Origin of the sequence: Flavivirga abyssicola, assembly GCF_030540775.2 — a bacterium.
In the GTDB taxonomy this organism is placed as follows: Bacteria; Bacteroidota; Bacteroidia; order Flavobacteriales; family Flavobacteriaceae; genus Flavivirga; species Flavivirga abyssicola.
In genome coordinates, this window is record NZ_CP141266.1 from 4,026,366 (window position 1) to 4,052,373 (window position 26,008).

Here is a 26,008-nt window from a genome sequence, read left to right on the forward strand (position 1 = left end):
TATAAAGATGATCATGAAAAAACTATTATTTACTTTAGTTACGCTATGTGTATCATCTTTAATGATGGCGCAGACCACTACAGAAAATTATGTAAAAACAACCTCTTATCAGATAAAAACGCCAACAGGAGCTGTTTCTAATGACTATAAGATAGAAGGTATTACCTATTATGATGGTTTAGGCAGACCTAAACAAAGTATTGGGATTCGAGCCGGAGGTAACAGAGAAGATATTATTACTTATATAGATTACGATGAGTTTGGCAGGCAAGACAAAGAGTACTTACCCTATGCTATAAGTAGTAATGGAGCCTCATATATAACCGATGCAAAAAATGCAACATTAAGCTATTACGATAATGCTATAAGGTATGACGATGATTTTTTAGGAATGACAGTTGCAGATATCAACCCTTATTCTCAAAAAAGATTAGAGGATTCGCCCCTCAGTAGGGTATTGAGCCAAGCGGCTCCAGGTAAAGACTGGAAACAAGGAAGCGGTAATGAAATTGAATTTGACTACCAATCTAATACAAATTATAGTGTAGCAAAATTCAGTGTCGACTTAAGTTTTGCAAATAATACGTATACACCTACTTTAATAATTGGCATTGGAGCCGATGAGTTTTATGACGGAGGAGAACTTTCTAAAACCATCACCAAAGATGAGAACTGGCAGCCTAATCAAACTTATCCAACAGACCATACCATAGAAGAGTTTAAAGACAAACAAGGGCGTGTTGTTTTAAAAAGAACTTATGGTCCTTCCATGGTGAATGGTGTATTGCGGAACAACGAAAATCATGATACGTACTATGTATATGATGATTATGGTAATTTAAGTTTCGTGATACCTCCAAAATCATACCTTGGCTCAGAATTATCCGAATTGTGCTATCAATATAAGTATGATAATCGTAATAGATTAGTTGAAAAGAAAATCCCCGGTAAAGGCTGGGAATATATTGTGTACGACAAAGCAGATCGTCCCATATTAACCCAAGATGCTAAACAAAAAACAACTGGAGAATGGCTGTTTACAAAATACGATATCTTTGGTAGAGTGGCCTATACAGGAAAAGCAACAAGTGCTAATACTACCACAAGAGAAGCTGTTCAGGAAGAAGTCAATAACTTTATAGGAAATCTTTGGGTTACACAAGCTAATAGCTATACAAATTTTGGTGGTGTAAATATGTATTATAATAATGGGGGATATCCTAATAATGACACTCCTGAGCATTTAGTTACTTTATCCGAAATACTTACCGTTAATTATTACGACACTTATGTAGATCGTCCATCTGAGGCACCTACTTCTGTAGTGATTATGGAATCACCTACTAATGAAAACAATGCGGCTAACACAAAAGGGCTTGCTACAGTAAGGAAGGTTAAAGTACTTGATGTTCCAGGAACAAATGCGTGGATCAATACACTTACTTATTATGACGGTAAATCTAGACCCATATATGTATATAGTGAAAACACCTATTTAGGTACTGTTGATATTGTTGAGACTAAACTAGATTTTGTCGGCAAGCCCCTTAAAAACAAAACAACCCATATCCGAAATAATGTAACGATAGCAACTTTGGAAAATTTCACTTACGACCATGTTGGACGTTTAAAGACACAGACACAGTGTATAGGGGATCAGACCATGGGATACGTATGTGCCTCCGTTGTAGATTTATCTTTAACTGGTACAATTACTACCGATCAAGTAGCAAGCAATAGCATCACCATAACCAATGCAACTATTTCACCAAATACACGCTTATGGATAGACCCAGAACCACAGGAAGTAATCGTTAATAATACCTATGACGAGTTAGGGCAACTGGAGAGCAAAGGTGTTGGCGGTAAAATACTGAATAGTAATAGATTACAAACTATTGACTACGCCTATAATGTTAGAGGTTGGTTAAAAAATATAAATCAGGATTCAAATAGTGATAATGACCTGTTTAACTTTACTATAAAGTATAATGATATTGCCGATGTAAATAAAAAGCTATATAATGGTAATATAAGTCAAACAAGTTGGAATACATTGAATTCAGACTCTAGTGAAAAAACATATACCTATACCTATGATGCATTAAACAGAATTACAAGTGGTATTGACAATACAACCAACCAAGATTACAGTTTACAGAACATCACTTATGATAAGAATGGAAACATTACAAGCCTGTTAAGAAAAGGACATCTCAATGATGGAGCCTCTGGCTTTACTTTTGGGATTATGGACAATCTAAACTATACCTATAATACAGGAAATAAATTACAGATCGTTTCGGATAGTGGTAGTGATACATTCGGTTTTAAGGATGACTTTGCAGGTTCAGTTACAGATACAACCACAGACTATACCTATGATGCCAACGGCAACATGCTGACTGATGCCAACAAGGGCATTTCAACGAATATCACATACAACCACCTGAATTTACCTACTCAAGTGGTACTGAATGGCGGGAATATTTCTTATATTTACGATGCTACAGGTGTTAAGCTTAAGAAGATAGTGAGCACTGGAGCTACAACTGAGTATGCAGGTAATTATGTATACGAAAATGGTTCTTTGAAATTCTTTAACCATGTGGAAGGGTACGTGAGCGCTGAACTTGTTTCAGGGTCTGTTCAATATGATTATGTATACCAATATAAAGACCATTTGGGGAATGTGAGATTGAGTTATAGTGATACCGATGGTAATGGTAGTATTACGGCTTCTACTGAAATACTGGAGGAGAACAATTACTACCCTTTTGGCGGGCTCCATAAAGGGTACAATACCAATGTATCCAGTACCAATCCAGCTCAGAAATACAAGTACAACGGTAAGGAGTTACAAGATGAGTTGGGTCTTGATTGGTATGATTATGGAGCGAGAAATTATGACCCATATTTAGGACGTTGGATGAACATTGACCCGTTGGCAGAGAAGTATTATGAGTTTTCAGGTTATAATTATACTCTAAACAACCCAATAGTCTTTACTGATCCCGATGGGCAAAGAGTTGAATGGGGAGAAAATTTAAGTGACGAAGAAAAGCAGATAATAGGTCGTTTTATCTATGACTTAAGAAAAAACTCTAAAGTATTTAATAAAATTTTTGAAACATTGCATAGTAGTGAAAATATATATACCGTGGGTAATAACGGGTTAAGCGCAGATGCAAGTTTTGATCCAGATAAAGGAGTTCCTGGCGTTGAATTTGATGAAGATACTTTGGAGACTACAGAAACTTATGACGAGTCATCTAATAAAGGAGGAACTATTAGATTGCCGTTTGATTATTTTGAGCAATTTAAAGGTCTAAAAAGTAAAAGTGAGATTGTACAAAACTCGTTGGTAGAAGAGTTTGTTCATGCAGCTCAATGGGAAACTTTATTTCCAAAATCAGGAATGACTACTTTAGATTTTTATGTTGATTTTGTAGGGTCAAACTTTAATAATGGTAATTTTGAGTTTGAGGCGAAAGCATTATCAGGAATAATCCACCAACAAGGAGGGGTAGGTTATAGAAAAGGAGGCAATTTAATTGCAGGTAATTATGGAAGATCTGTTTATAAATCAGGCTCTTTTAATAGCAGTCAATATTTTAAATCCGCTAATAATTGGTTAAACAGCCCCGAAACTAATAGTGGTTACAGAACTATGAATGGTTTTGATGTTTCAATAAATAAATCACTGCCTCCTACTTTATTAATTCAAGCAATTAAAGATAAATAAGTATGAAAAACCTAATGCTATTATTGTTTTTTATTTCTTTAGGCTGTGGAAGCACAAAGAAATACGAAGTTGAAAAATTAGATCTTTCAGGAAAAAATTTAAAGAATTTACCTAAAAAAATATTTAAATATAAAAACTTAAAAACTATTAATTTGAGAAGCAATAAATTTAGAGAATTCCCATCTCAGCTATCTCAACTTACTTATTTAGAGAACATATATTTATCAGATAACAATATTGACTCAATCCCTATAGAGATATTGCAGTTTAAAAACTTGAAAGTTTTAGATTTAGAGGCAAATAAGATACGTTATTTTAGAGATCTTACAGCTATGAGTAGTTTAAAAGTAATTTCTATTACTCATAACCCTTTAAAAACCAAGAAAACATCGATAGAATGCTTAATTCCTCAAAAAACTGAAGTTTTATATGGACATGAATTTCCAAGTATAAAGAGGCTAAATTGTAAAATAAAATAGGATACTCCCCGCTGTTCCCTAGTATGGCTACCGCTAGTTTTTAAAACTAGTGGCGAGTATGATCCCGATAGCGCGGACTTGCAGTCCGTGAAAAGATAAGTAAAAGCCACAATGTAAAAGTTGTGGCTTTTAAGTTTAACCGCTTTAACAAGGTTATCAATCATATAAAAAATATGTTATTTATCTTCTTCGGGCAAATGTTCAATATCATCAATACGTTTTAAAACTTCCTTGTCATAACTGGAAAGTTGCCCTTCCCCGCTCGAGTATAGTATATCACTAGTGCCAGTTTGTAACTGGTACAGTCAATAGTAAGAAAAAAACAAACTAAGAAGCTACTTTAGAAATAGAGTAGCTTCATCATTCATAATTTTACTTATAATTATATTTTTATTTAACAATAGTTAAATTTAGTTATCAAGGCTGAGACAAGTTAAAGTCGAAATGCCATTAAAAACTATAGCTCAATCTCATTAAGTTAAGATTGAAATGTCTGTCTGAGTACTTCGGCTGTGCTCAGTATAGGCTTTTTAATAAACATAACGTCTTAACCGTTTCCAGTCATCCTCATGTGAATAATTAGGATTTGGTATAATGTTATCTGTAAGCAAGTTTTCTTGAGTTATAAGATTCAAGCATCTCGATATTTTAGTTGTTGATCTCATTTTTTGATTATTTGATACTGAGATACTGAAACAAGTTCAGCACAAGTAAGTTCAGTACGGATTGATTGATTGATTGATTGATGAAAATTTTGATTTAAAAGACGCTACCTATCTGTAGCGTCTTTTATTATTCCATTTGTTACTTTTAGTTCCAGTTAATGTTCCGCTTAATTGATTGTTGTTTAATGTTCTCATAATTGTCGTTTTTTGATACTGAAATAAATTCAGCATATGTTGATTTATACTAGATAGACGATCACAAATAAAAAATGTTACAGTACTATGCATAACAAAGTAATAAATTAACAAATTTTAACAATTTAGGCAGGGTAGTAGTAAGCTATAGCACATTTTTTAGACTTTTAAAATACTTTTAGGAATGGTTATTGTGTTAAATGAATACAAAATATTAAATAGAGTAGATATATTTTCAGATAAAAAAATATCTTTGAAATATATTTATGCCTTAACTCAATGGAATAATAGATACAAATGAGACGTTATTTTTCATTTTTTATACTCCTTCTTTTTTCGCTATCAACTTATGCTCAGATTGATGCGAAAAAGAAGTCTATCGCCATTCCTGCAGTTAAAAGTAAAGATTCTGTTGATGTAAAGCCATTATTACCATCCAAACCCATTAATAAAAACACTGCTATTAATAATATAAATACGCCTAGAACTTCTGTAAATCTTAATATGCCTAAAAAAGAGTTTTCGATGTTCCCAAGTGAGGAATTTGGCAATCCGGGAGAACTTTACGATAAGCGACTGAATAAAAGTTTGGATCACTTAAAATTAAGTAAGGAAGAATTAGAATTGAAAAATGGTAGTACAACGGATCAATATTTTGGTGATTTTAAAAGTAAAGCTAAGTTTGTAAATGTGGTCTATAGAGATCATGGTTATGTTGATGGTGATGTTATTCAGGTTTTGGTAAATGATGATGTTATTCATGCCAGAGTATTTTTAACAGGCGGTTTTAAAGGTTTTAAACTCGATTTGCAACCAGGATTTAATAAGATAGATTTTTTAGCTTTAAATCAAGGAGAGTCAGGACCAAATACCGCTGAATTTAGGGTTGTAGATGACCAAGATAATTTAATTTCCTCTAATCGTTGGAATCTGGCTACAGGTGTAAAAGCAACTATTATTGTCGTAAAGGAATAGGAGAGTGGTACTTACCTTGTTATTGACATCATATAAACAGAACGCCCTTCTTCATTTGGTGCTTTTATCTCGGTTTCTTTTACAAAACCTTCTCTTTTGTATAATCTAATAGCCTTTTCGTTGTCTGTAAAGACATCAAGCCATATTTTTTTAGCCTTGTAATGTTTAAAACAAAAGGCTTTTATTAATTTAATAGTCATACTTCCATAGCCCATACTTCTTTTTAATATCGCAATTCTTCTGAATTCTATGGTGTGATTTTTATTTAATAAACCAGCCAGTATCACATAGCCAATAAGGGCATTATCATATGTATTAAAAATGGAAAGGTGTTTTTCATCTTTATTAGTGATGACTTCTTTATGTTGAGCTATACTATACTGACTAATAAATTGAGAGTATTTTTTCTCTATTTCAATAATCTCTGCAAGATTCTCGATTTTAGTTTCTAGTAGCTTAATAGATTCATTTTCTAACACTTAATCAAAATTTACAGATTAAATTTAGGAAACTATCTTATCAATCAGTTTTAACTCATCTTCAGAAAAACTTAAATTATCTACAGCTTTTATATTTTCTTTTAATTGCTTTGGCGAACTAGCTCCTATTAAAACGGAGGCCACTTGCGGTTGTCTTAAAATCCAGGCAATAGCCATTTGCGATAATTTTTGTCCCCGTTCCTGGGCCATGGTATTTAGATGTTGGATTTTTTCGATATTACTATTTACAGTATCTACATTTAAATAGGTGAGGTCTTTCGCAGCTCTTGATCCTTCAGGTATACCTTTTAAATACTTTTCAGTTAACAAGCCTTGTGCTAAAGGAGAAAAGGCAATACAGCCAACACCATTTTGCTCTAAAGTATTTAAAAGACCATTTTCTACCCAGCGATCGAACATAGAATAACGCGCCTGATGTAAAATAAAGGGAACATTTAAATTTTTAAGAATTTCAGCAGCTTTTTGGGTGTCTTTAGGTTCGTAATTAGAAATACCAACATATAAGGCTTTACCTTGACGTACAATATCGGCCAGCGCTCCCATAGTCTCCTCTAATGGTGTGTCTGGATCTGGTCTATGATGATAAAAAATATCAACATAATCTAATCCCATACGTTTTAAGCTTTGATCTAAACTAGAAATTAAATATTTTCTCGATCCTAAATTGCCATAAGGACCTGGCCACATATCGTAACCAGCTTTTGTTGCTATAAATAATTCATCTCTGTAAGGTTTGAAATCTTTTTTGAAGATAGTACCAAAATTTTCTTCGGCAGATCCGTATGGAGGACCATAGTTATTAGCTAAATCTAAATGTGTAATACCTAAATCGAAAGCACATCTAATAATATCTCTTCCGTTTTGTATATTATCAACAAAGCCAAAGTTGTGCCATAGTCCCAAAGAAATTGCAGGTAAAAGCACACCACTCTTTCCTGATCTTTTATAAGTCATGGTGTCATATCTCTGGTTTGAAGCTTGATAATTTGTTGTTCCGGATTTATCGTTGATTTGCATATTTTGAGTAACTAAAAATAAAGCTGTAAATGTATAAATTATATCGTTAATATACTATTGAAGGCATAAGACCGCTTTGCTGTTAGAACCAAGAACCAAGACTTGGTTGTGACTAACTGACAGACAGGGATGAAAACAAATAATGCTTCCGTAAATTAGAATTATTCAGACAACCTTTACTTATTACTCAAAGTAAGAAAAGCATGTTTAAAAAGTACTTAGATGTGAATAAAAAATCAATTTCTAATCTTAGCTAATTCAGTAGTTAACTCATCTTTTATATCAGAATCACTAGCATTTAAAGGTAATTGATTAGCATTTAGAAGGTTTGGTCTTTCCAATGGATTACTACCTAAATTGAATAAAGCTTCAGAGCCATCATCAAAATAAATGTACTTATGCGTGTTGTTTCTAATGGTAATATCTTCATTTTCGGCATACACATAAGCTCTCTTTTCCACATTATTTGTACTTGAAAGTAATTCTTTAAAACTTTTGCTATCATGAATTTCAGTAGTAGATGCTCCTGTGATATTGGCTATGGTAGTAAATAAATCGGTCGTGTTTATAAGCGCATCTTCTGTTTCATTGATACGCGCCACATTTTTTCCAGCAATAATCATAGGGACGTTAACACCACCCTGATACACACTTCCTTTTGCTCTTGTAGAAACATGTTCTTGAACAACTTGATTTGGAGTGCCATTATCGCCTATAAAAATGATAACTGTATTCTCTTTTTCGTCTTCAGACATTGAATTGATTAGTCTGCCCATTTCGCTATCCATAGCTTCAAGGGCAGCCATATAATAGGGAAGTGGATTGCTATCTATACTTGCCTGATCTGATGGTAAAACACCTTGGGCGTGTAAATCGTTTGGAGGTAAGTGAAATGGCGTATGTGGTGCATTGTAAGCTAACCATAAAAACCAAGGAGTAGTTTGTTCTGCAACCCAGTTAATAGCCAGATCTGTGAATTTAGTAGTGGTGTATGTTGTTGATTGTGTTGTGGTTCCATTTTCTGTTAGATTCCAGTTCCAATAGGATTGAACACCACCACCTAAAAGACCAGCAAAATGATTTATACCCATATTATTAGGGTGCGCTGCGTTATTTGATAAATGCCATTTACCAATAACGGCGTGGTTATATGATGTGTTTGTATTTGTGTCTATATAATTTTGTAATGACGTTTCGGAAGTCGATAATACATCACCAGGAGCAAGTACATTGGTTTTAAACCCATATTTCCCTGTTAAAATAGATGCTCTAGTTGGTGAGCATGTTGGATTAGACCATAAATTTGTAAACTTAATTCCAGAATTCATTAAACCTTGAAGTGTAGGCATATTGGGTTTAATTGTTCCTATATCATAACCGGGAGTGGCATCTAAACCCATATCGTCCGCAATGATTAGTAAAATATTAGGTCCTGTGTTTTGAGTGATTTCTGGAACGTCTTCTTCTATATTATCAATGATGTCTGCTGAATTATCACAAGAAAAGAATAATGGTATTAATAAGCTAATTACTATATATCGAATCATGAGTATTGCGTTTTAATTATATATGGTTATGTTATCTATGACAGAATAAAATCGAATAAGTTTAATCTGTCTTATAACTAATTCATTTTCAGTAGGAAAAATAATCATTTATAATTTTACTATTAAACATTCTTGATAAACCCCACAAAGATGTTATTTTTGCACGTCACAAAATTATAGGGATGTCCATTTCAATAACAGAATTAGAAGAAAGAAAAGCTGGTAAAGACTTATATAGCTACCAAAAAGGAGCCATAGATAAAATTTTTAAGAGTTTTGATGAGTCACCTCATGATTACCATTTATTATATCAACTTCCTACTGGTGGAGGAAAAACAGTTATTTTTTCTGAAATAGTTAGACAATATCTTAAAAATCATAAGAAAAAGGTATTGGTGATGACACACCGTATTGAATTATGTAAACAAACCTCTAATGTGCTTACAGAGTTTGGTGTGTTGAACAAGGTTGTTGATAGTAAGGCAGATTTAAGTGACCAAGCAGATTATAGTTGTTTTGTGGCTATGGTTGAAACCTTAAATAACAGGTTACAAGATGATAAGTTGGATATTTCTGATATTGGTCTGGTAATTATTGATGAAGCGCATTACAATTCATTTACCAAGCTCTTTAAATTTTTTAGTCAATCGTTTATTCTAGGAGTTACAGCAACACCTTTGAGTTCTAGTATAGAGCTACCAATGACCGATAATTATGATGAATTAATTGTAGGTGAAAGTATAGAATCTTTAATAGATAATGGGTTTTTAGCTCGCGCTGAAATGTTTTCTTATAATGTAGGCTTAACCTCGTTAGTGGTTGGGGCTAATGGTGACTATACAGTGAAATCTTCTGAAGATTTGTATACAGATAATGATATGCTTAGCAAATTGTTACAAGCTTATGAAGAACGTTCTAAAGGGAAAAAGACATTGATCTTTAATAACGGAATTAATACGTCTTTACATGTTTACGATACCTTTAGAAGAGCTGGATACCCTGTAGCTCATTTAGATAATACAAACACTAAAAAGGAGCGAGCACTTATTTTAAAATGGTTTAAAAACACACCTGATGCTATTTTAACATCGGTAAGTATTTTAACCACTGGGTTTGATGAACCTACTGTAGAGAGTATTATTTTAAATAGAGCCACTAAATCATTGACGCTTTATTATCAAATGATTGGTCGTGGGTCTCGTATTTTAAAAGATAAGAATACATTTAGTGTGATTGACTTAGGAAATAATTTTCATCGATTTGGTCCCTGGGGTGATAACTTAGATTGGCAACGTATTTTTAAATCTCCAAATTACTATTTAGATGCTATTCTAAGTGATGAGGAATTAGAAAGCAACTTCAGGTATGAAATGCCAGATGAATTACGCAAAGAATTTTCTAAATCCAAAGAAGTTTATTTCGATATACAAAGAACTTACATAGAATCTATTAGAGGTGGTGAGTCCTCTAAAGTTGTTCTAGAACGTTCTATAGAACAGCATGCCAAAATATGTATTGAAAACAGTGAAGATGTTTATGATGCATTGGGATTAGCAAAAATGCTGGGAGACGATATCGATTTTAGAATACAGCGATATACAAAGTGTATAAGTAAGAGTACTTATAATTTTGTTGAGTGGTTAAAAGGCGATTATAGAAAAAAACTAAACGCGTATTTACGCTCAAATTTCGATGAAGTTTTTGAAGCTATTCATGGCTATCCGCCAGAGGAATAGAGGTCTTATATAATTTTACTTCTAAAATTATTACAACATCCTTAAAATAAGGCGTATCTTTGCTTTTAGTTATTCACATTAAAACAGCACTGTAAAATAAACTATGGCAAAATCTCAAGTAACTTTTAACAAAATTGAAAAAGAAAAAAAACGCTTAAAGAAAAGAGAAGAAAAGCAAAAAAGAAAAGAAGCTCGTAGAGCTGAAGCTAAAGAAAACCCACAAGGCATTCAATTTGCTTATGTAGACTTTAATGGCAACTTAACAGACACGCCGCCAGATCCTGCGATGCGTGAGAAAGTTGAAGCCGAAAGTATTGAATTAGGAATCCCTAAGAAAGAAGATAGGGAAGAGGAAGAACCAGCAAACAAAGAAGGAAAAGTGTCATTCTTTGACCATTCTAAAGGTTTTGGTTTTATAATTGATAGTGTAAATCAAGAAAAATACTTCGTACACGTTAGTGGATTGCTTGAACCTATTGAGGAAAATGACAAAGTTACTTACGAGTTAGAACGCGGTCAAAAAGGAATGAATGCGGTTCGAGTGAAAAAGATTTAAGATCTTTTTCTTTACTTTTTCAAGATAGTTTTTCGTTATTCTGTTATTTCTAATTACGAGCATAAATGAGTATATCGCGAAAAACGATTCTTATTATTTTGGCATTTTTTGCTATTTATGTTATTTGGGGATCTACCTACCTTCTCAATAAAATAGCTGTAACAGAAATACCTCCATTTTTTGTAGCCTCCATACGTTTTACTGTGGCAGGTACACTTATATTCATAATAGCTAAGTTTATGAAGCTTAAGCTATCTATTAGCAGGAAGCAATTTATTAATTGTACTATAGCTGGGTTTTTGTTTTTGGTGTATGGCAACGGTGTTTTTGTTTGGGCTCTAAAATATTTAGACAGTGGCTTTGCAGCTCTTGAAGCATCTACTCAACCACTTTTTGTGTTATTACTTATGAGGCTTATAGATGGTAAAAAGATGCAACCAAAATCTTTAATTGGTGTTGCACTAGGCATTATTGGAATGTATCTTTTGGTAAGTCAAAAGGAACTCATTACTAGTGATGAAAGTTTGATAGGTATGCTCATGGCTTTTACCTGTGTTTTAGCCTGGAGTTATGGCAGTGTATTTGTTGCTAAGGCAGATTTACCATCAAACTTTTTTGTTAGTACAGCATACCAAATGAGTATTGCTGGCGGGTTTTTAATAGTAATAAGCTTGCTTTTAAATGAAAATTGGGTGTCACCTATAGATTGGAACCCAAAAGTACAGTGGTCTATATTTTTTTTAATTGTATTTGGGGGCGTGATAGCCTTTACAGCATTTAATTATTTACTTAAGGTTGTTTCTACAGAGAAAGCGTCTACTTCAGCTTATGTAAACCCTATAGTTGCTATAATCCTGGGTTGGTATGTGCTTGATGAAACGATTACCACTCAAACCATTATCGCGGCTTGCATTCTCTTAACAGGTGTTTTCTTTATTACTTCACGTAAAAGAATTAAAACCCGAACTATTGGAAGTTAAGAACGCCATAAAATTTATGCTTATTAGCACATTGGCATTTGCTTGTATGAATGCTATAGTGAAACAATTGGTACATATTAATGCATATCAAATTGTTTTTTTTAGGTCGATAACGTCTCTAATCTTTACGTTTACTTTTCTACTTAAAAATAAGATTTCCATTTTTGGAAACCAGAAAAAACTTTTGATTATTAGAGGGGTAGTAGGGGTTATTTCAATGACTTTCTTTTTTATGTCTACCAAGCATCTACCAATCGGTACAGCGGTTTCGTTACGCTATATAGCTCCTATTTTTGCAGCAATTTTTGCCGTATTCTTACTGCGCGAAAAAGTAAAACCTTGGCAATGGTTCTTTTTTACCGTGGCTTTTATAGGCGTATTAATTTTAAAAGGTTTTGATACGGAATTGAACAGCTATGGTCTTTTATTAGCTGTTATTTCTGCTGTTTTTAGTGGACTAGTATATATAACAATAAGCAAAATAGGAAAAGGAGATCATCCAGTAGTGGTGGTTAACTATTTTATGGTAATTTCAACGATAGTTGGAGGGATACTTTCTATAAATAACTGGGCAACACCTGTAGGCATAGAATGGGTGTTGCTAACCGGGTTAGGCGCTTTTGGGTATTATGGACAATTGTTTATGACAAAAGCTTTTCAAATTGCAGCTACAAATGTTGTGGCTCCACTTAAATATTTGGAGGTTCTTTACACTGTTTTGTTTGGGGTATTTATTTTTAGCGAGATTTATACGTTTTGGAGCTTATTGGGCATTGCATTGATTATTGCAGGATTGGTCCTTAATATCTTATATAAAGGGAAACTAAAGCGAAAAGAGAAGCATGAATAGTATTTGTATTCTAATCATTTTAAGCAGAAAGACATCACATAATCAATAACAAAGAACAATTTTATGGAATTTGAGTAATCATCATGAATTTACTCAAATACGATGCCTCTCTCCGCTCAAAATGATTTTAAAATGTATACATTTCGCCTTGTTGAGTACTTTAACAGCACTCAACCTGATACGAAAAGCATGTATTAATTGATTCTAATAAGTCTCGAATCCGCTTTTAAACTTTCATAAATAACTGTTGCATTGCCCTTATAGCGTAATGTACAATCTGCTACAGCTTCAATATCTATCGTTTTATTGACTGTTAGATTGGCATTGCAATCGGCAGACATTTTTATTTTTAAATCTTCAACTTCTAAATCATAGCTAGAAAGCTTGGCATCTGCAGAAAGGTATGTGTTTAAAATGTTTACTGAGCCTGACAAATCAACATTTGAATCGGCTGTAGTTTTAAGTTCTAAATAATTAGCATCCACATGACCTGAGAAAAAGCTATCTGCAGTTACTTTTATTTTTGCGTTATCTTCAATTAAAGTGTTTTCCAGATAAATTTGAGAGTCTGCTGTAGCAGTAAAATTATTAATATACTTCGTAGTAATATATACATTTAGTGTCTCTCTTCCTCTAATATTAAGATGATTTCTAAGGCGTACAATCAATTCATCATCTCTTTTAGATGTTATGATATGGTCGTGTAAATTTTCGTTAGCTTCTATTCTAATAGATTCTTCAGTGTCAGAAAATGTGATATAGGCTGTAAAGCCATTGGCTATTTCTATTGATGAGTAATCGGTAATATATACATTTCTATAGATCACTTCATCATCTGCATCTACTCTTATGGTATCTACACTACACGATGATATAATAAACCCTAAAAGTATTAATAATATATATAGTCTGTTCGTTTTCATTTTGATTGATTGATTGATGTTTAATTTGTGTTACTGATTCATGTTTTTGTTTAAATCTATGATTGGAATCCATTGAAAATTAATGGGATACCATTCGTTCGCTTCATTATCCGTTTTTAGATAAACTTTACTGTCTTTAGAATGTACATATAGTGCATTCATACGATTTGATTTTTTCTTAGATGCCATCTTTTATCTTTTTTTTGTAGCGATTTCTTCCCATATTAAATACGCCTATTTTGATTCCCATACCTCCTGAAATACCATTTATACGGGTTAAATCATATTCAGGTTGAAATTTTACTTTGCTAGAAAACCTATATTTTATTCCAGCCTCAAGTTGTATATATCTATTAATATTATAAAGTACATTAATACCAGGTTCAACAACAAAAACATGTTCCCAATCATCATCCTCTATAATAATTTCATCATCATTATCAAGGTCATCCTCTATAAATGCGACAGCTCCGGCACCAATGAGTATGGGAAATGATAAGTTAACTTTAGATTTACTAAAGAGTATAGGTTCTAAATGCAACCCGCCATAAAACCCGATTAAATCCCTATTATGGGCATCTAACCCAAGTTTGTTTTGATCTGAATAAAATCCTGTACCTATAAAACCAATTTCGAATTGCTGATTTGCAACATAAGCGACTTTGAAACTAGACGAATACGTTTCTGCTTTGTCAATAGTCCCATAATTAAAGCTTAAGCCTAGATAGACACCATGTACAGTGTTTTTCCGGTCATTAAACTCAATGTAATCGTCAGATTCCTGAGCGTTTAAGCTATTCAGTGAACAAAATAATAGTAATAAAAGAAAACCTTTAAGAGATTTCATAGTTGGTGTATTTGATTGTATATAGTTATAGACACTATAATTTATGATTGGTTGCATGTAAAATGTTTTTTTTTTGAAGATTGTTTGATTTTTAAGAAAGCACCTTATTCTTTTAAGACGATAATACCTTTTTTACCATTGAATGAAAATATACCGGAAGTGTTTTTTCCGTAAGCAGCTTTGATTTCCCGGATCCTTTTGCTTTTGTCGATCATATTGTTTTCAATATTATAAAAAGTTTTAGGTAGCCTCAATAAACCTTGCTCTAATGTAGCATTGAACATAAAAGATAAATCGGATATATTAATATTAATATCTGATGATTCCTGATTTATAGAAACGTAGGCATCTGGGGTATTTATTTTTGCAATACGCAATTCGGCGACTTTCATATCGAGGGTGATTTTTTCCTCAACAGATTCTATTTGAGCATTAGAAAAATTTAATTCCCCTTGAATTTTTTCAACTTCTTGAATTATTATTTCATCTTTACTTGAAATGATTTCTAGGTCTTTAACTGTATCAATTTCAATTTTTGTTCCACTAGTCTTTAGTAGTAATTTATTAGAAGATTCAATGTCAATATCTCCATTTTTCAAATTAATGGTTCCGTAATCGATAGCTTTACTTCTTAGTTTACCAAACTTCATCGCTATTCTTGCATTGGGGATACCTTCATTAATCCACAAATCTCCATGCTCTATATTCGCTTTTAATCGTCCTGCCCAATTATCAATAATAACATCACCAAATTTATTTGTAATATCAATTTCTGCATGCCTTGGTAAATAAATGGTAACATTTATTTCAACATTACTTTTATCAAATTCAAAAGGATTTACCTTATTAAAATATCTTGAAAAAAGACTACTGTTTTTATCTGATATTTCTGAGGTGATACTAACAAAATCATCTACCTCTTTAATATTGGCCACAATACGATTTAGAAGGTTTTCTGCATCGTCTCTTTTTTTATTCGTTACTCGAATATCTATTTTTATAGAAATATCGTGTTCCTCCCAACCATTAATAAGTACGTTGCCATATTTATTTTCTAGATGTAGTTCCCCAGAATTAGACATCTCGTATATGTCTTCAATAGTTTTTGTTAAAACTTCTTGAGAATACATTGAAAAACTCAATAAAAATAGAGCAATTACGGTTGTTTTTTTATAAAGTATATGCATCATCATTGTCTAGTTTTTTAGAACTATTAATTTGTTCTAATAAGTTTTCTATTAATTCAATTCTCTTTTTGTAGTTAATTACTATAGCTTCTAAAACTCTTTCGGTATCTACATTTTTTTGCAACTCTTCTTTAAGAATTTCATACTCAATATCTAGTTCATCCATAAAGGATAGAAACTCTTTTTTCTCTTCAGGTGATAATTGCGTGTTCTTATTCACAAGTCTTACTTGGTAAGCAACCAAACCTTTGTAGTGTGAATTAATATCGTTTAGTTCTTGTAGTGCGACATTATTTTGAATGTTTTTGCTAGCGCCACCAACTATTGAGATATTAATTATTGAAAACACTCCTAAAGCTATAATTACTGTTGCTGCAACTTTAAAAAGTGGATTACTCCATAATTTAATAATCTTTGTTTTTGATTCTGGTTTATTTAATCCAGATTCAATGTTTTCCCAAAGTTTACTTTTATCTGCTTTGTGTACATCAAAAAGGGCTTTGTTTTCTTTTATATATTTTTCGAAATCATCCATTATAATGTCTTTACAATTTCAATTAATTTTTTCTTTGCTCTGTGATACTGTGATTTAGAAGTAGAGGGACTTATCTCTAATATTTCTGAAATCTCTACATGATCATAACCTTCAATTAAATATAAATTTATAATCTGTTGATAACCAGACGGCAATAATCTGATTCCTTTTATTATGTTTTTAATATCTATCTCCGGAGGCACATCTTCTGCATCCTCTTTTATATGATACATTTGATTCTCTATAGGGACTACCGGGATTTTTTTCTTTTTTAATTGATTAATACTTTTATTAATTACAATACGTTTCAACCAAGACCCAAAAGTACTTTCATATCTAAAAGATGATAAATTATTAAAAGCTTCAATAAAACTATCTTGTACAACATCTTCAGCATCTTCTTTTATATGCATCATACGCATACTTATATTATACATAGCATCAACATATAGCTCATACAGCTTGTATTGTGCATTTCTATCACCTAACTTGCTTTTTTCAACAAGTGATTTATGCGTGTATAATATATTGGTATCCAATTATTCTGCTAGCTCTAGTTCGCCTTAAAAATAGTTCTATTATTTAAGCTACTATTATAGACAACAAAAAAAGTAAAGGGTTGCATGCTCAATATTTTTTTCTGTTTGTCACAAAAAAATAGCATATAGTGTGATGAATTTAATCAATAGTATAAAGAAGTACTAAGCTTTTAAAATGTATATTCGAGAATTAGCCTTTGACCAATTTTTATCGGAGTGGTTCTCCTGATATAGTTAGATCGGCATATAGAAGCTATAGACACATTGTTGTTTGATGAAATTCCGGATAAAGTATCACCACGTTTAACGATATAAACTTTTTTACGAGTTTCTAAACTTGCAATAGCTTCCTCTTTAGTATGTAAAACTGTTAATTTTGTTTGCCTTTTAGAATTGTGAAGCCCTGGTTGCACCCAGTTTTTAGTAACCCAGATATTTTTAGAATGTACCATATTCTGCTCACTAAAATCAAATAAGTATTCTGGGTTTATGGATATTCCTTTATAATTAACAGCTAAGTGTAAATGACTCCCTCTAGCGTTACCAGAAGTTCCGCCATAACCAAGAAGTTGTCCATGCTTTATAGTGTCATTTGCTTTAACGGCATATTTAGATAAATGAGCATAAACAGTTTCTAATCCATTATAATGCCTAACTACTACTGTTCTTCCATGACCTCTGGTATAATGGGCAAGACGCACTATACCATCAAACATAGATACAACACTATCGCCAGTAACAAGATCAATATCTATACCTCTGTGTGCTCTTCCTCTTCGCCATCCGTAACGAGAGGTTACCACTTTTTTAAAGTTAATAGGTGGTGTGTATAAACTATCACTAAACTTAATTTCTAAAGGAAAATTAACTTTTACGTTCTTATAAGGATTATAAGTCGTTGTATCCCAGTGTTCTTTGGTGATGTCTAAGAGGTTGTTTTTTAAATCATTAGTGTTATTGGAACCATCAATCTTAATATTTGCTTTTGCAAAAGGGAAGTCTGAATAATCAACTAACTCAATGGATTTTGGATTATGTTGTCCGAAGCTAAAAATAGATAATATTAAAAAAAAGAGAGAAGTTAGAAATTTCATATTATAAATTCGATACTACTAAAAGATAAACGAGCTATCTTTTTAATTTTCGTTGGGCGAATTTAGATAAAAATATCAAAATGTCATGTTAATATACTGTTAGAGTTTTGCGTGGTTAAATTGTAAAAATGATATACCACAAAGAATTGTGAAAAAATAACAAAAGTCTTATTGAATAATTCATATTGTGAAGATCTGAATACTACATTCAGGTCTTTTTTATGGTAGTTTTTTAATTTTTTACCACATATTGAAGGTTTTAACACATACATAGTTGATGTTTGATTTTGAAAAAAAGCATACATTTTGTCGATGAATTTTACCTTCAAAACCATTTCATCGTGTAATTTAAGAGTTCACATGATTTTTATTTTTTTATGGATAGAAAGACTTAATTTTAACCTAAATTATTAAGTTTTAGTGTTATGAAAAATCTAATGTCCCTTTTTTGTCTCGTATGTTTTATATGCTTTTCTTCTACTATCACCGCACAAGAATCTGCGAGTATATCAGAAGAAAAACCTGTTGATTTTAAGAAACGTAGTCCCATTTATGATTATTCAGAAAAACAATTGAATAATGTAGATACCATTCCAGATTATGCATCCAAAAAAAATAAACTAAAAATTACTGGTACTATTTACGAAAGTGATGGTGTAACACCAGCTAAGAATGTGCTTCTTTTTATACATCAAGCTGATGAGAATGGAAATTTCGAATTAAAAAGACATAACAAAAAACGATATGTGCGTCATAGAGGCTGGATACGAACAGATGCAGATGGGCATTATACATTCTACACGTTTGTTCCTGGTAAATATATATATGGCAATGAACTTAAACAGATACTTCCAATAGTTAAAGAACCAGGTAAGCCTGAATATAAAATAGCAACTTACCTTTTTGATGATGATCCATTATTAAACGATAAACGTTCGAAAGTAAAACGAGCTGATGTTGGTAACAGAATTCTTAAACTGGATAAAAAAGAAGGGTTGTATGTAGCCAAAAGAGATATTATATTGGGTAAAGAAGTTATAGACTCTTATGCTGAATAATGAATTTGTGTTTTGTTAAGTTTATTACAAAAAAGCTTTAAAAAATAGATATTTATAGAATTTTGAAACTTGATTTCATTAAAGAGCCATCCTAATCGGGGTGGCTCTTTTCTATAGGAGCTTTTTCTCTGCCGTATTAGATTTCATTTATTATAGAAATAGGAGGATGTAGGCCTGAACTATGCCTCGCAGTAAATAACACTTCTAAAATATTTTTATTATATTTAAACCATCGCTTAAACATTAAGTGATTAATCTCTCCCTATTAAAATTATTAATACGCTTTACTGTCTAACAATTTACCTTTTTGGGTACTTGTTAAGCTATTTGTTTAATGAATTTGGCATTATCAAACGTCATTGTTTGCGCTTCATTCATTAGAACTATTAATAATTATACATATTAAAATCATTTAAAAATGAAGCCATTTAAGTATTTATCGATAGCTATTTTCTGTTGTATTTTAACGTCTTGCTATTCTGTGAGATTTCGTAATGTAAATGGTGCGCCACAACCTGATCCATTTTCAGATAGAGATGATTACTACAGAGGTATGGCAGTCGTAGAGTTCGATACTGTTATAAGTATCAAAGTAAGTTCAGAAGATTTTACGTATTTAATCAAAGAAAAAGAAGCTTGCGAATCAGGAAAGTTAAATATTATTGAATACCGTAATACCTTTGGAGGTGTCTTATTAAGTGCTATTACTTTTGGAAGAAAACGAAAAGTGAAAGTTAAGTATGTGTGTGAAAAATTAACAAATTAAGCATTATGGCGACTACTAAAAGTAAATTTTTAAAAGAATGGAATACATTACATAAAAACGGACCTTTTCCGTTAAAAATTCTTTACCAGACTAAATTGGAAGGCGAACGAGCCATGCCTAAAAAGTTAGATCGTTATAACGATGCGGCAAAAGAAATTCAACGTTTAATAAAGGAAACACATGCAGATGGAGATGGATTTCGTGCCTATGGATCAGCATGGTCAATGAATCATATTGCGAGTCATAAAGATAGAATGCATTATAATGGTTTTATGAATATTTCTTTACCCATTAATGCTAGTGATTGCCACGCTAATTCCAATTATGATTCATCAAATCTATTTCTATTTGAATGTGGAACGACGATAAAAGAGGTGTCAGAGATTTTGGCAGAAAACGGAAAGTCTCTTAAAGCAAGCGGCGCAAGTAATGGTCAAACGTTAGCAGGTTGTATCTCTACCGGAGTACATGGTTCTGCTTTAGATGTTGGATCTGTACAGGATTATGTTGTGGGATTGAATCTGATAATTGGCCCAAATGATGATGATATAGTATATATAGAACGTGATTCCAAGCCAGTTTTAAGTAATGAGTTTGTTAACAAGTTAAACGCAAGAATCATAAGAGATGATGGTTTATTTCATGCAGCAATGGTTGGTTTAGGCGGTTTTGGGTTTATACATGGAATCGTTATAGAAGCAGAGCCTATTTTTTTACTAAAACGTTATGTGAAAAAGATTAGTAAAACAACGGCTTATGAATTGGCAAAAACCATGGATTTTGAAAATGCGTCATTCACCATTCCAGAAGAGACGAATTCAAATGGAAAGGGAAATACACCCTACCATTATAAAATCTTTATCAACCAATATAGTAATGCCCCAGATTGTGTTGTGGAATTAATGTATAAGAAACCATATGTAGAACCTTATCCAGATCCGTTCCCAGTAATAAAAGAATCCCTTTATAGGGATCTTATCTTTCTATTTGTTAAACTTGCTGAAAATTTACCTAAAAGTATTCCATGGTTGGTAAAGCGTTTACGCAATACTATACTACCAAAGGTCGATGATCAAACAACAGGGATGCTAAAGGAAATATTCTGGGATGCACCTTATCAAGGACCTGCTTTTGCTTGTTCATTTGGTATAGATCATAAAGATGGGCCAAAAGCTATGGAGCTTTTAGGAAAACTAACCAGAGATGAAGGCCCCATACCAGGGATCTTTGCCATGCGATTTGTTAAGCAATCTCAAGGTACTATAGCATTTACTAAGTTTCCTATTACTTGTATGTTAGAAATAGATGGTGTTCTTTGGAAAGAAACCAGAAAGATTATGAGCTTAAAGAAGTTTTCTAAACGCATGATAGAAGTGCTAAAGGATAACAACATCCCGTTTACCTTACATTGGGGAAAAAATAGTGATTGGGAATTTCCAGAATTAGTAGAACATATGTATGGAAACCAGGCTAATAAATGGATTGCACAAAGAAAGTCATTATTATCGGAAGATATGTATGAGCTATTTTCAAATAAGTTTTTAAAGACGATTGGTTTAGCACCATAATATAAAACAACAACCTTATATATTGCAGAGTTAGACCTATGTTTTTAGTGAATTCTGAGCGCTCAGAATCTTGGACGCTTATCTGGTAATTGCCATTTTTAATTCCAACTTCCCTAATATTTTTATATTTCCCCTTACTTCACGTTTTTATGGGCAAGAATAACAGTTATTAAAAACAGGAAAAACACCCTTTTGAAAGGGGAATAAAACTAATAGTTTGTTCTTGTTATAGTTTAATTTTACAACATGCTAACAGTTTGACTTTTAGCATTTAATAACTTCAAAACAACTAAATATGAAAAGTAAAAAGAACTTACAATCGTTTTCGATTCTGGCAGGTATTGTTATGACAGTATTCCTGTCATCCTGTGAAAAAGACCCAGTTACGTTAGCTTTGCACGAGCCCATTCACCCTACGAGTAGTCAACAAGTAACATACAATCTCACTAAAGTGACATCTGGTAGTATTGACTCAGCAAAATTGTACGAACAAGTAAGCACAATTAATAGTAGTGGTACTATCACTTCAACAGGTTCTGATGTATTATTGCAAACCTGGACAAGTCCTTCTGGTGATTTATCTCATACAAAAAGCAGTGGTCATGGATCTAACAAACTCGTAACGTATCGTTGGGAAATAACAACTCCCGATCAAAGCAAAACATTTGAAGTAACCTATGCAACACGACCATATCCTGTTACTAATATGCCGGCACCGGTATACTGCCAAGGTGATCCTGATGATGTGTTTGATGTTGTATTTATACCAGACACAGATATTACAACTATGTCTAATTTTTATGACAATTGCCACGGTGCCATAGAAGAAGCTTTCTTTGATGAACCTCATACCAGGTTTTGGAGGCGTCAATATAATTTTTATATTAATAAACAGAAAGGAACAGCTACCGATTATGATGATATTGCCACAGATGGTACACATCAGGTTCCTTCAAACAATGCTAACTTAGCTTTTGCAGAAGGAAGGGTTTTAATGCATGAAAATAATTTGAGAGACTACGCTTCTGGAGGGTTGTTTTCTACCGAAATGCAAAATAGAGGAACGATTATGCATGAATCTGGACATGCGTTATATGATCTTGCAGATGAATATGGTGGTGGTGTACATTGGGAAGAAACGAATTATCCTAATAATTGGCCAACATTAGCCGATGCTCAAGCAGCCGGTAATAATTATGGAAGTTGTAAATCACCATCAGATGCTACAGAAATGGGGTCTAGTGGATGGTATCATTTATGTGTATCAAATTGCCAGATGGTAACCTCTGGACTTACACATACAGAGTATGACTGTCCTTGTAAATCCAGAATTACATATACAGTACTTGATAACGCTATAAATTAAAATACAATGAAAACCATATATAAAATAATAGTAGCTCTAATATGCATCACTAATGTTTTAGCTATACAGGCTCAAGAAACCAATGAGGAAAAAAGAAAACAGGCTGAGAAAAACACATCGCCATTTACACTAGGTCATTTTTCAATAAACGAACATTCATTTTATGTCTTAACAGTGCATGTAACAGATGGAACTATAGTATTGGATGAACGTGCCGTTTTAAAAGAAGTGGGAGGGAAGCTTCCGCATCAACGAGGTAACTTTAATATTGAACTTTTAAACACAGAAGGGAAAGTTATTAGTAATTATATGATACCAGACCCACTCTTAGTCAGATCTTGTGAAGAAGGAAAGGACGACAATACATTTTTAAAATCTGGAACGATTCAAATTCCGTTTCAAAAATCTCCGGATATTTCGAGATTAGTTTTAATTAGAGACAAACAAACAGTTGGAAATTTAGATGTTACAGCTTTAATAAAGGGAAAAGGCAATGATGATAAAGACGAAAGGGAAGATGATTGATTAATGTTTTTAATTTAAAGACAAAAACTATCTTTTATGTCATAGAGATCGCCATGCAATGTTGTACAGTAAATGATTTGTTTTTTGTAATGTTCAGTGTACGTAACCATCCTAATACGCTAAATAGCTATAAGCAATTTTTAATAAATGGATTAGTTTAGGATGTGTATGCTGAACATGTTTTAGTAACCTTATATAATTTTCTAAATTCAGACAACCAATAATATGAAATACCTATAAAACATATAATTTTAAATAATTTTTATATATTTACAGTAATTACTTGCTTTTTAAGTAGTTTTATTCTCCTTATAAAGAGTTTTTAATAGCAAATTTAATCATTAACTCTAATTCATTTATTTTGGGAAAATCTAAACAAACACCTCATTTTGATTCTTTTATGCAGGAAGCAGGCGAAGTTAACAGATCTCTGGCTAACGAAAGTTCTATTCTATCAGAAATTGCATCAGCAGAACCTGTTGTAATAAGCGAACTGCTATCTGCCGAACCAGCAATGATGGAAAAAATACTGTCTGCTGAGCCCACTATGTTATCTGAAATTGCATCAGCAGAACCAACCATACTTGGAGAATTAATAGCCGCAGAGCCATCCTTATTTGCCGAAATAGCAACTGCTGAACCTGCAATGTTATCAGAAATAGCCGCCGCAGAACCTGTTGTTTTTTCTAAAATAGCGGCAGCAGAGCCGGTAATTTTTGGAAAAGCAATGGCCAGTGTGATTTCTGAAATTGCAAGTTCGAAAAAATAAATCATCATACATTTTAAAACCAGATGCTCTAAGTATTTTATTTCCTGAGACTACTCGTATGGGAATAATAGCTTAGAGCATCTGATTATTAAAAAATTCAGTTATCAGATGGATGACCAAACATTGCTTACCGAAAAGCGCCATGTCATTATGACTCCAGATAGATTTCTATCAAAAGTTATAGAATTACCAGAAAAATTAGAGTCAAATCATGTAGGATCTGGGATTCTGGCTCCGTTATTTTCTTATATAATCACAGAGCCTGTTAAGTATCACGAAGGCTATGAATTATTACAAAACAAGTTATTAGACCTTACCTTAAGGACGGCTAAAGAAAATACACCTTACTATAAAGAAACAATACCTAATGATGCTAATTGGACCATATCTAAATTAGATCGATTACTTACGCTAAGTAAAGATGAACTTTATCAAAATCGTGCAGAGATTCTATCTGAAATCACAACCTTTGGTTTTGTAACTTTTACAACAGGAACCACAAACCAGCCTCCATTACTTATTGAAAGGTCTCAGGAAGAGCAATTATATCTTCAAAACTTTTTTTCGATTTTACAGTCAGGGATGTTGCATTCAGAAAAATTAAAACCTCTTGGCATTGTTGAAGGCTCTATGAACCATGGTTCTGTTTTAAGGCTACCGGGTATAGGGTATAATTTTATGATTGAACTAACTAAGGATTATGGCGTTATCCGTACAGCCTGGTTGCTACAAAATGAATTTCACTTTAATGGTATTGAAAATAAAGTAAGTCAATTAAATACAACAGTAATGGGATTAAGTTATTTATACCAGTATTTAACTGAAAACAATATTGAAATTCCAAAAGACCAGCTTAATTCAATAACAATCTTTGGTTGGCCAGTTCCCAAAAGCAGACGCAAAAAATTTGAAGATTATTTTAATGTAAAAATTAGTGATAATTATTCCATGTCTGAGATGTTTGGAGGCGCAAAATATTGTCAGCAGTGCGATGGGTACCATTTTGACCCGTTTGTTGTCCCTGAAATAATAGATTTAGAAACAGGTAAACAATTAGAAACGGGTACAGGAGAACTTATATTAACACCCCTTTTTCCTTTTACGCAGCGTTTTGTTTTGATACGTTATCGCACTGGTGATTTAGTCGATGTAACTAAAGTAAACTGTGATAAAGGCATACTGGCTTATAAATTTAGAGGACGATTAAAACGTTGTGTTAAAATGACTCCAGACTTATATTTTGGGGAGGCAGAAATCGCAAAGGCGATTGATGACATTGAAGAACTTAACAGAGCATCAACAGGATTTAGCATTTTTAAAGATAATAACAAGAACAATTGGCCATTGTTTAAAATGGTTAAAAAAGATGGTTGTTTCGAAATTCTGATTGAGCTAAAATTTGATCCTCAAAAGGATTCGAAAACCTCCAATAAAGTACTAAAAAAAATATATGATAAAATACTTTTAGAACTACCAGATTCAGTGACTAACTGGATACAACAAAACCCAGATAATTTTAAAATAACCTTGAAATCACCACATAGTTTTGAAAAAAGAGACTATTGGAATTTATAATTAAACTAAAT

At 32.5% G+C, this 26,008-nt stretch carries 25 protein-coding genes; 14 read left to right on the forward strand and 11 right to left on the reverse strand.

From position 1 onward, the window contains the following. The first annotated feature begins 13 nt into the window (after positions 1 to 13). Both Q4Q34_RS16820 and Q4Q34_RS16825 read left to right on the forward strand, forming a co-directional pair. Complete coding sequence (locus tag Q4Q34_RS16820) at positions 14 to 3,745, forward strand: DUF6443 domain-containing protein (RefSeq protein WP_303317579.1); 3,732 nt, start codon at positions 14 to 16, stop codon at positions 3,743 to 3,745. Positions 3,746 to 3,747: 2 nt separating this feature from the next. Further along, positions 3,748 to 4,224: a leucine-rich repeat domain-containing protein gene (locus Q4Q34_RS16825; protein WP_303317580.1), complete on the forward strand. Its 477-nt coding sequence runs from the start codon at positions 3,748 to 3,750 to the stop codon at positions 4,222 to 4,224. Between the two features lie 530 nt (positions 4,225 to 4,754). Here the strand turns inward: Q4Q34_RS16825 and Q4Q34_RS16830 are convergent. Then, positions 4,755 to 4,889: a hypothetical protein gene (locus Q4Q34_RS16830; RefSeq protein WP_303317581.1), complete on the reverse strand. Its 135-nt coding sequence runs from the start codon at positions 4,887 to 4,889 to the stop codon at positions 4,755 to 4,757. 492 nt (positions 4,890 to 5,381) lie between these two features. Here Q4Q34_RS16830 and Q4Q34_RS16835 point away from each other — a divergent pair, with 492 nt between their 5' ends. Continuing rightward, positions 5,382 to 6,059 (forward strand): hypothetical protein, encoded by a 678-nt coding sequence (locus Q4Q34_RS16835; protein WP_303317582.1) that lies wholly within the window; start codon positions 5,382 to 5,384, stop codon positions 6,057 to 6,059. An 11-nt stretch (positions 6,060 to 6,070) separates the two neighbouring features. Here Q4Q34_RS16835 and Q4Q34_RS16840 read toward each other — a convergent pair whose 3' ends face one another. From Q4Q34_RS16840 to Q4Q34_RS16850, 3 genes are all read right to left on the reverse strand, one after another. Next, positions 6,071 to 6,538 carry a GNAT family N-acetyltransferase gene (locus tag Q4Q34_RS16840; protein ID WP_303317583.1) on the reverse strand — a complete coding sequence of 156 codons (468 nt, stop codon included), beginning with the start codon at positions 6,536 to 6,538 and terminating at the stop codon, positions 6,071 to 6,073. Positions 6,539 to 6,562: 24 nt separating this feature from the next. Beyond that, positions 6,563 to 7,576 carry an L-glyceraldehyde 3-phosphate reductase gene (gene mgrA / locus Q4Q34_RS16845; protein WP_303317584.1) on the reverse strand — a complete coding sequence of 338 codons (1,014 nt, stop codon included), beginning with the start codon at positions 7,574 to 7,576 and terminating at the stop codon, positions 6,563 to 6,565. A 236-nt stretch (positions 7,577 to 7,812) separates the two neighbouring features. After that, positions 7,813 to 9,123 (reverse strand): sulfatase-like hydrolase/transferase, encoded by a 1,311-nt coding sequence (locus tag Q4Q34_RS16850; RefSeq protein WP_303317585.1) that lies wholly within the window; start codon positions 9,121 to 9,123, stop codon positions 7,813 to 7,815. Between the two features lie 182 nt (positions 9,124 to 9,305). Between Q4Q34_RS16850 and Q4Q34_RS16855 the strand changes: the two genes are divergently transcribed. From Q4Q34_RS16855 to Q4Q34_RS16870, 4 genes are all read left to right on the forward strand, one after another. Continuing rightward, complete coding sequence (locus tag Q4Q34_RS16855; RefSeq protein WP_303317586.1) at positions 9,306 to 10,859, forward strand: DEAD/DEAH box helicase; 1,554 nt, start codon at positions 9,306 to 9,308, stop codon at positions 10,857 to 10,859. Between the two features lie 103 nt (positions 10,860 to 10,962). Continuing rightward, complete coding sequence (locus Q4Q34_RS16860; RefSeq protein ID WP_303317587.1) at positions 10,963 to 11,415, forward strand: cold-shock protein; 453 nt, start codon at positions 10,963 to 10,965, stop codon at positions 11,413 to 11,415. A 65-nt stretch (positions 11,416 to 11,480) separates the two neighbouring features. Further along, on the forward strand, positions 11,481 to 12,395 hold the full coding sequence (locus Q4Q34_RS16865) for an EamA family transporter (RefSeq protein ID WP_303317588.1): 915 nt from the start codon (positions 11,481 to 11,483) through the stop codon (positions 12,393 to 12,395). Beyond that, positions 12,385 to 13,245 carry a DMT family transporter gene (locus Q4Q34_RS16870; RefSeq protein ID WP_303317589.1) on the forward strand — a complete coding sequence of 287 codons (861 nt, stop codon included), beginning with the start codon at positions 12,385 to 12,387 and terminating at the stop codon, positions 13,243 to 13,245. The genes Q4Q34_RS16865 and Q4Q34_RS16870 overlap by 11 nt, the downstream gene beginning before the upstream one ends. Positions 13,246 to 13,439: 194 nt before the next feature. Here Q4Q34_RS16870 and Q4Q34_RS16875 read toward each other — a convergent pair whose 3' ends face one another. The 7 genes from Q4Q34_RS16875 to Q4Q34_RS16905 form a co-directional block, all read right to left on the reverse strand. After that, complete coding sequence (locus Q4Q34_RS16875) at positions 13,440 to 14,168, reverse strand: head GIN domain-containing protein (RefSeq protein WP_303317590.1); 729 nt, start codon at positions 14,166 to 14,168, stop codon at positions 13,440 to 13,442. A gap of 30 nt (positions 14,169 to 14,198) precedes the next feature. After that, positions 14,199 to 14,357 (reverse strand): hypothetical protein, encoded by a 159-nt coding sequence (locus Q4Q34_RS16880; protein WP_303317591.1) that lies wholly within the window; start codon positions 14,355 to 14,357, stop codon positions 14,199 to 14,201. Continuing rightward, complete coding sequence (locus Q4Q34_RS16885; RefSeq protein WP_303317592.1) at positions 14,347 to 15,072, reverse strand: hypothetical protein; 726 nt, start codon at positions 15,070 to 15,072, stop codon at positions 14,347 to 14,349. Before Q4Q34_RS16885 ends, Q4Q34_RS16880 begins: the two co-directional genes overlap by 11 nt. Before the next feature lie 47 nt (positions 15,073 to 15,119). After that, positions 15,120 to 16,205: a hypothetical protein gene (locus Q4Q34_RS16890; protein WP_303317593.1), complete on the reverse strand. Its 1,086-nt coding sequence runs from the start codon at positions 16,203 to 16,205 to the stop codon at positions 15,120 to 15,122. Further along, entirely contained in the window at positions 16,186 to 16,737 is a 552-nt protein-coding gene (locus tag Q4Q34_RS16895) for a hypothetical protein (protein ID WP_303317594.1), read from the reverse strand. The genes Q4Q34_RS16890 and Q4Q34_RS16895 overlap by 20 nt, the downstream gene beginning before the upstream one ends. Next, positions 16,737 to 17,276, reverse strand: coding sequence for an RNA polymerase sigma factor (locus Q4Q34_RS16900; RefSeq protein WP_303317595.1), 540 nt, complete (start codon positions 17,274 to 17,276; stop codon positions 16,737 to 16,739). Before Q4Q34_RS16900 ends, Q4Q34_RS16895 begins: the two co-directional genes overlap by 1 nt. Positions 17,277 to 17,446: 170 nt before the next feature. After that, positions 17,447 to 18,370: a M23 family metallopeptidase gene (locus tag Q4Q34_RS16905; protein ID WP_303317596.1), complete on the reverse strand. Its 924-nt coding sequence runs from the start codon at positions 18,368 to 18,370 to the stop codon at positions 17,447 to 17,449. Positions 18,371 to 18,795: 425 nt separating this feature from the next. Here Q4Q34_RS16905 and Q4Q34_RS16910 point away from each other — a divergent pair, with 425 nt between their 5' ends. From Q4Q34_RS16910 to Q4Q34_RS16940, 7 genes are all read left to right on the forward strand, one after another. Next, on the forward strand, positions 18,796 to 19,428 hold the full coding sequence (locus Q4Q34_RS16910; RefSeq protein WP_303317597.1) for a dioxygenase family protein: 633 nt from the start codon (positions 18,796 to 18,798) through the stop codon (positions 19,426 to 19,428). Between the two features lie 418 nt (positions 19,429 to 19,846). Beyond that, positions 19,847 to 20,194 (forward strand): hypothetical protein, encoded by a 348-nt coding sequence (locus Q4Q34_RS16915; protein ID WP_303317598.1) that lies wholly within the window; start codon positions 19,847 to 19,849, stop codon positions 20,192 to 20,194. A 5-nt stretch (positions 20,195 to 20,199) separates the two neighbouring features. After that, complete coding sequence (locus Q4Q34_RS16920) at positions 20,200 to 21,762, forward strand: FAD-linked oxidase (RefSeq protein ID WP_303317599.1); 1,563 nt, start codon at positions 20,200 to 20,202, stop codon at positions 21,760 to 21,762. Between the two features lie 295 nt (positions 21,763 to 22,057). Beyond that, entirely contained in the window at positions 22,058 to 23,128 is a 1,071-nt protein-coding gene (locus tag Q4Q34_RS16925) for a hypothetical protein (RefSeq protein WP_303317600.1), read from the forward strand. Positions 23,129 to 23,134: 6 nt separating this feature from the next. Continuing rightward, positions 23,135 to 23,653: a hypothetical protein gene (locus Q4Q34_RS16930; RefSeq protein ID WP_303317601.1), complete on the forward strand. Its 519-nt coding sequence runs from the start codon at positions 23,135 to 23,137 to the stop codon at positions 23,651 to 23,653. Between the two features lie 361 nt (positions 23,654 to 24,014). Further along, a complete protein-coding gene (locus Q4Q34_RS16935) occupies positions 24,015 to 24,422 on the forward strand; it encodes a hypothetical protein (RefSeq protein ID WP_303317602.1) in 408 nt (135 codons plus the stop codon). 108 nt (positions 24,423 to 24,530) lie between these two features. Further along, positions 24,531 to 25,997, forward strand: a complete 1,467-nt coding sequence (locus Q4Q34_RS16940) for a phenylacetate--CoA ligase family protein (protein ID WP_303317603.1) — start codon at positions 24,531 to 24,533, stop codon at positions 25,995 to 25,997. The last annotated feature ends 11 nt before the right edge of the window (positions 25,998 to 26,008 follow it).

Excerpts from the sequence above, each read along its gene's own strand:
- Q4Q34_RS16920 (WP_303317599.1), top strand. The coding sequence starts at position 20,200 with ATGGCGACTACTAAAAGTAAATTTTTAAAAGAATGGAATACATTACAT.
- Q4Q34_RS16820 (WP_303317579.1), top strand. The coding sequence starts at position 14 with ATGAAAAAACTATTATTTACTTTAGTTACGCTATGTGTATCATCTTTA.
- Q4Q34_RS16915 (WP_303317598.1), top strand. The coding sequence starts at position 19,847 with ATGAAGCCATTTAAGTATTTATCGATAGCTATTTTCTGTTGTATTTTA.
- Q4Q34_RS16865 (WP_303317588.1), top strand. The coding sequence starts at position 11,481 with ATGAGTATATCGCGAAAAACGATTCTTATTATTTTGGCATTTTTTGCT.
- Q4Q34_RS16890 (WP_303317593.1), bottom strand. The coding sequence starts at position 16,205 with ATGATGCATATACTTTATAAAAAAACAACCGTAATTGCTCTATTTTTA.
- Q4Q34_RS16895 (WP_303317594.1), bottom strand. The coding sequence starts at position 16,737 with ATGGATGATTTCGAAAAATATATAAAAGAAAACAAAGCCCTTTTTGAT.
- Q4Q34_RS16855 (WP_303317586.1), top strand. The coding sequence starts at position 9,306 with ATGTCCATTTCAATAACAGAATTAGAAGAAAGAAAAGCTGGTAAAGAC.
- Q4Q34_RS16885 (WP_303317592.1), bottom strand. The coding sequence starts at position 15,072 with ATGCAACCAATCATAAATTATAGTGTCTATAACTATATACAATCAAAT.
- Q4Q34_RS16835 (WP_303317582.1), top strand. The coding sequence starts at position 5,382 with ATGAGACGTTATTTTTCATTTTTTATACTCCTTCTTTTTTCGCTATCA.
- Q4Q34_RS16905 (WP_303317596.1), bottom strand. The coding sequence starts at position 18,370 with ATGAAATTTCTAACTTCTCTCTTTTTTTTAATATTATCTATTTTTAGC.
- Q4Q34_RS16925 (WP_303317600.1), top strand. The coding sequence starts at position 22,058 with ATGAAAAGTAAAAAGAACTTACAATCGTTTTCGATTCTGGCAGGTATT.
- Q4Q34_RS16875 (WP_303317590.1), bottom strand. The coding sequence starts at position 14,168 with ATGAAAACGAACAGACTATATATATTATTAATACTTTTAGGGTTTATT.
- mgrA (WP_303317584.1), bottom strand. The coding sequence starts at position 7,576 with ATGCAAATCAACGATAAATCCGGAACAACAAATTATCAAGCTTCAAAC.
- Q4Q34_RS16880 (WP_303317591.1), bottom strand. The coding sequence starts at position 14,357 with ATGGCATCTAAGAAAAAATCAAATCGTATGAATGCACTATATGTACAT.
- Q4Q34_RS16825 (WP_303317580.1), top strand. The coding sequence starts at position 3,748 with ATGAAAAACCTAATGCTATTATTGTTTTTTATTTCTTTAGGCTGTGGA.
- Q4Q34_RS16910 (WP_303317597.1), top strand. The coding sequence starts at position 18,796 with ATGAAAAATCTAATGTCCCTTTTTTGTCTCGTATGTTTTATATGCTTT.
- Q4Q34_RS16850 (WP_303317585.1), bottom strand. The coding sequence starts at position 9,123 with ATGATTCGATATATAGTAATTAGCTTATTAATACCATTATTCTTTTCT.
- Q4Q34_RS16930 (WP_303317601.1), top strand. The coding sequence starts at position 23,135 with ATGAAAACCATATATAAAATAATAGTAGCTCTAATATGCATCACTAAT.
- Q4Q34_RS16860 (WP_303317587.1), top strand. The coding sequence starts at position 10,963 with ATGGCAAAATCTCAAGTAACTTTTAACAAAATTGAAAAAGAAAAAAAA.
- Q4Q34_RS16830 (WP_303317581.1), bottom strand. The coding sequence starts at position 4,889 with ATGAGATCAACAACTAAAATATCGAGATGCTTGAATCTTATAACTCAA.
- Q4Q34_RS16940 (WP_303317603.1), top strand. The coding sequence starts at position 24,531 with ATGGATGACCAAACATTGCTTACCGAAAAGCGCCATGTCATTATGACT.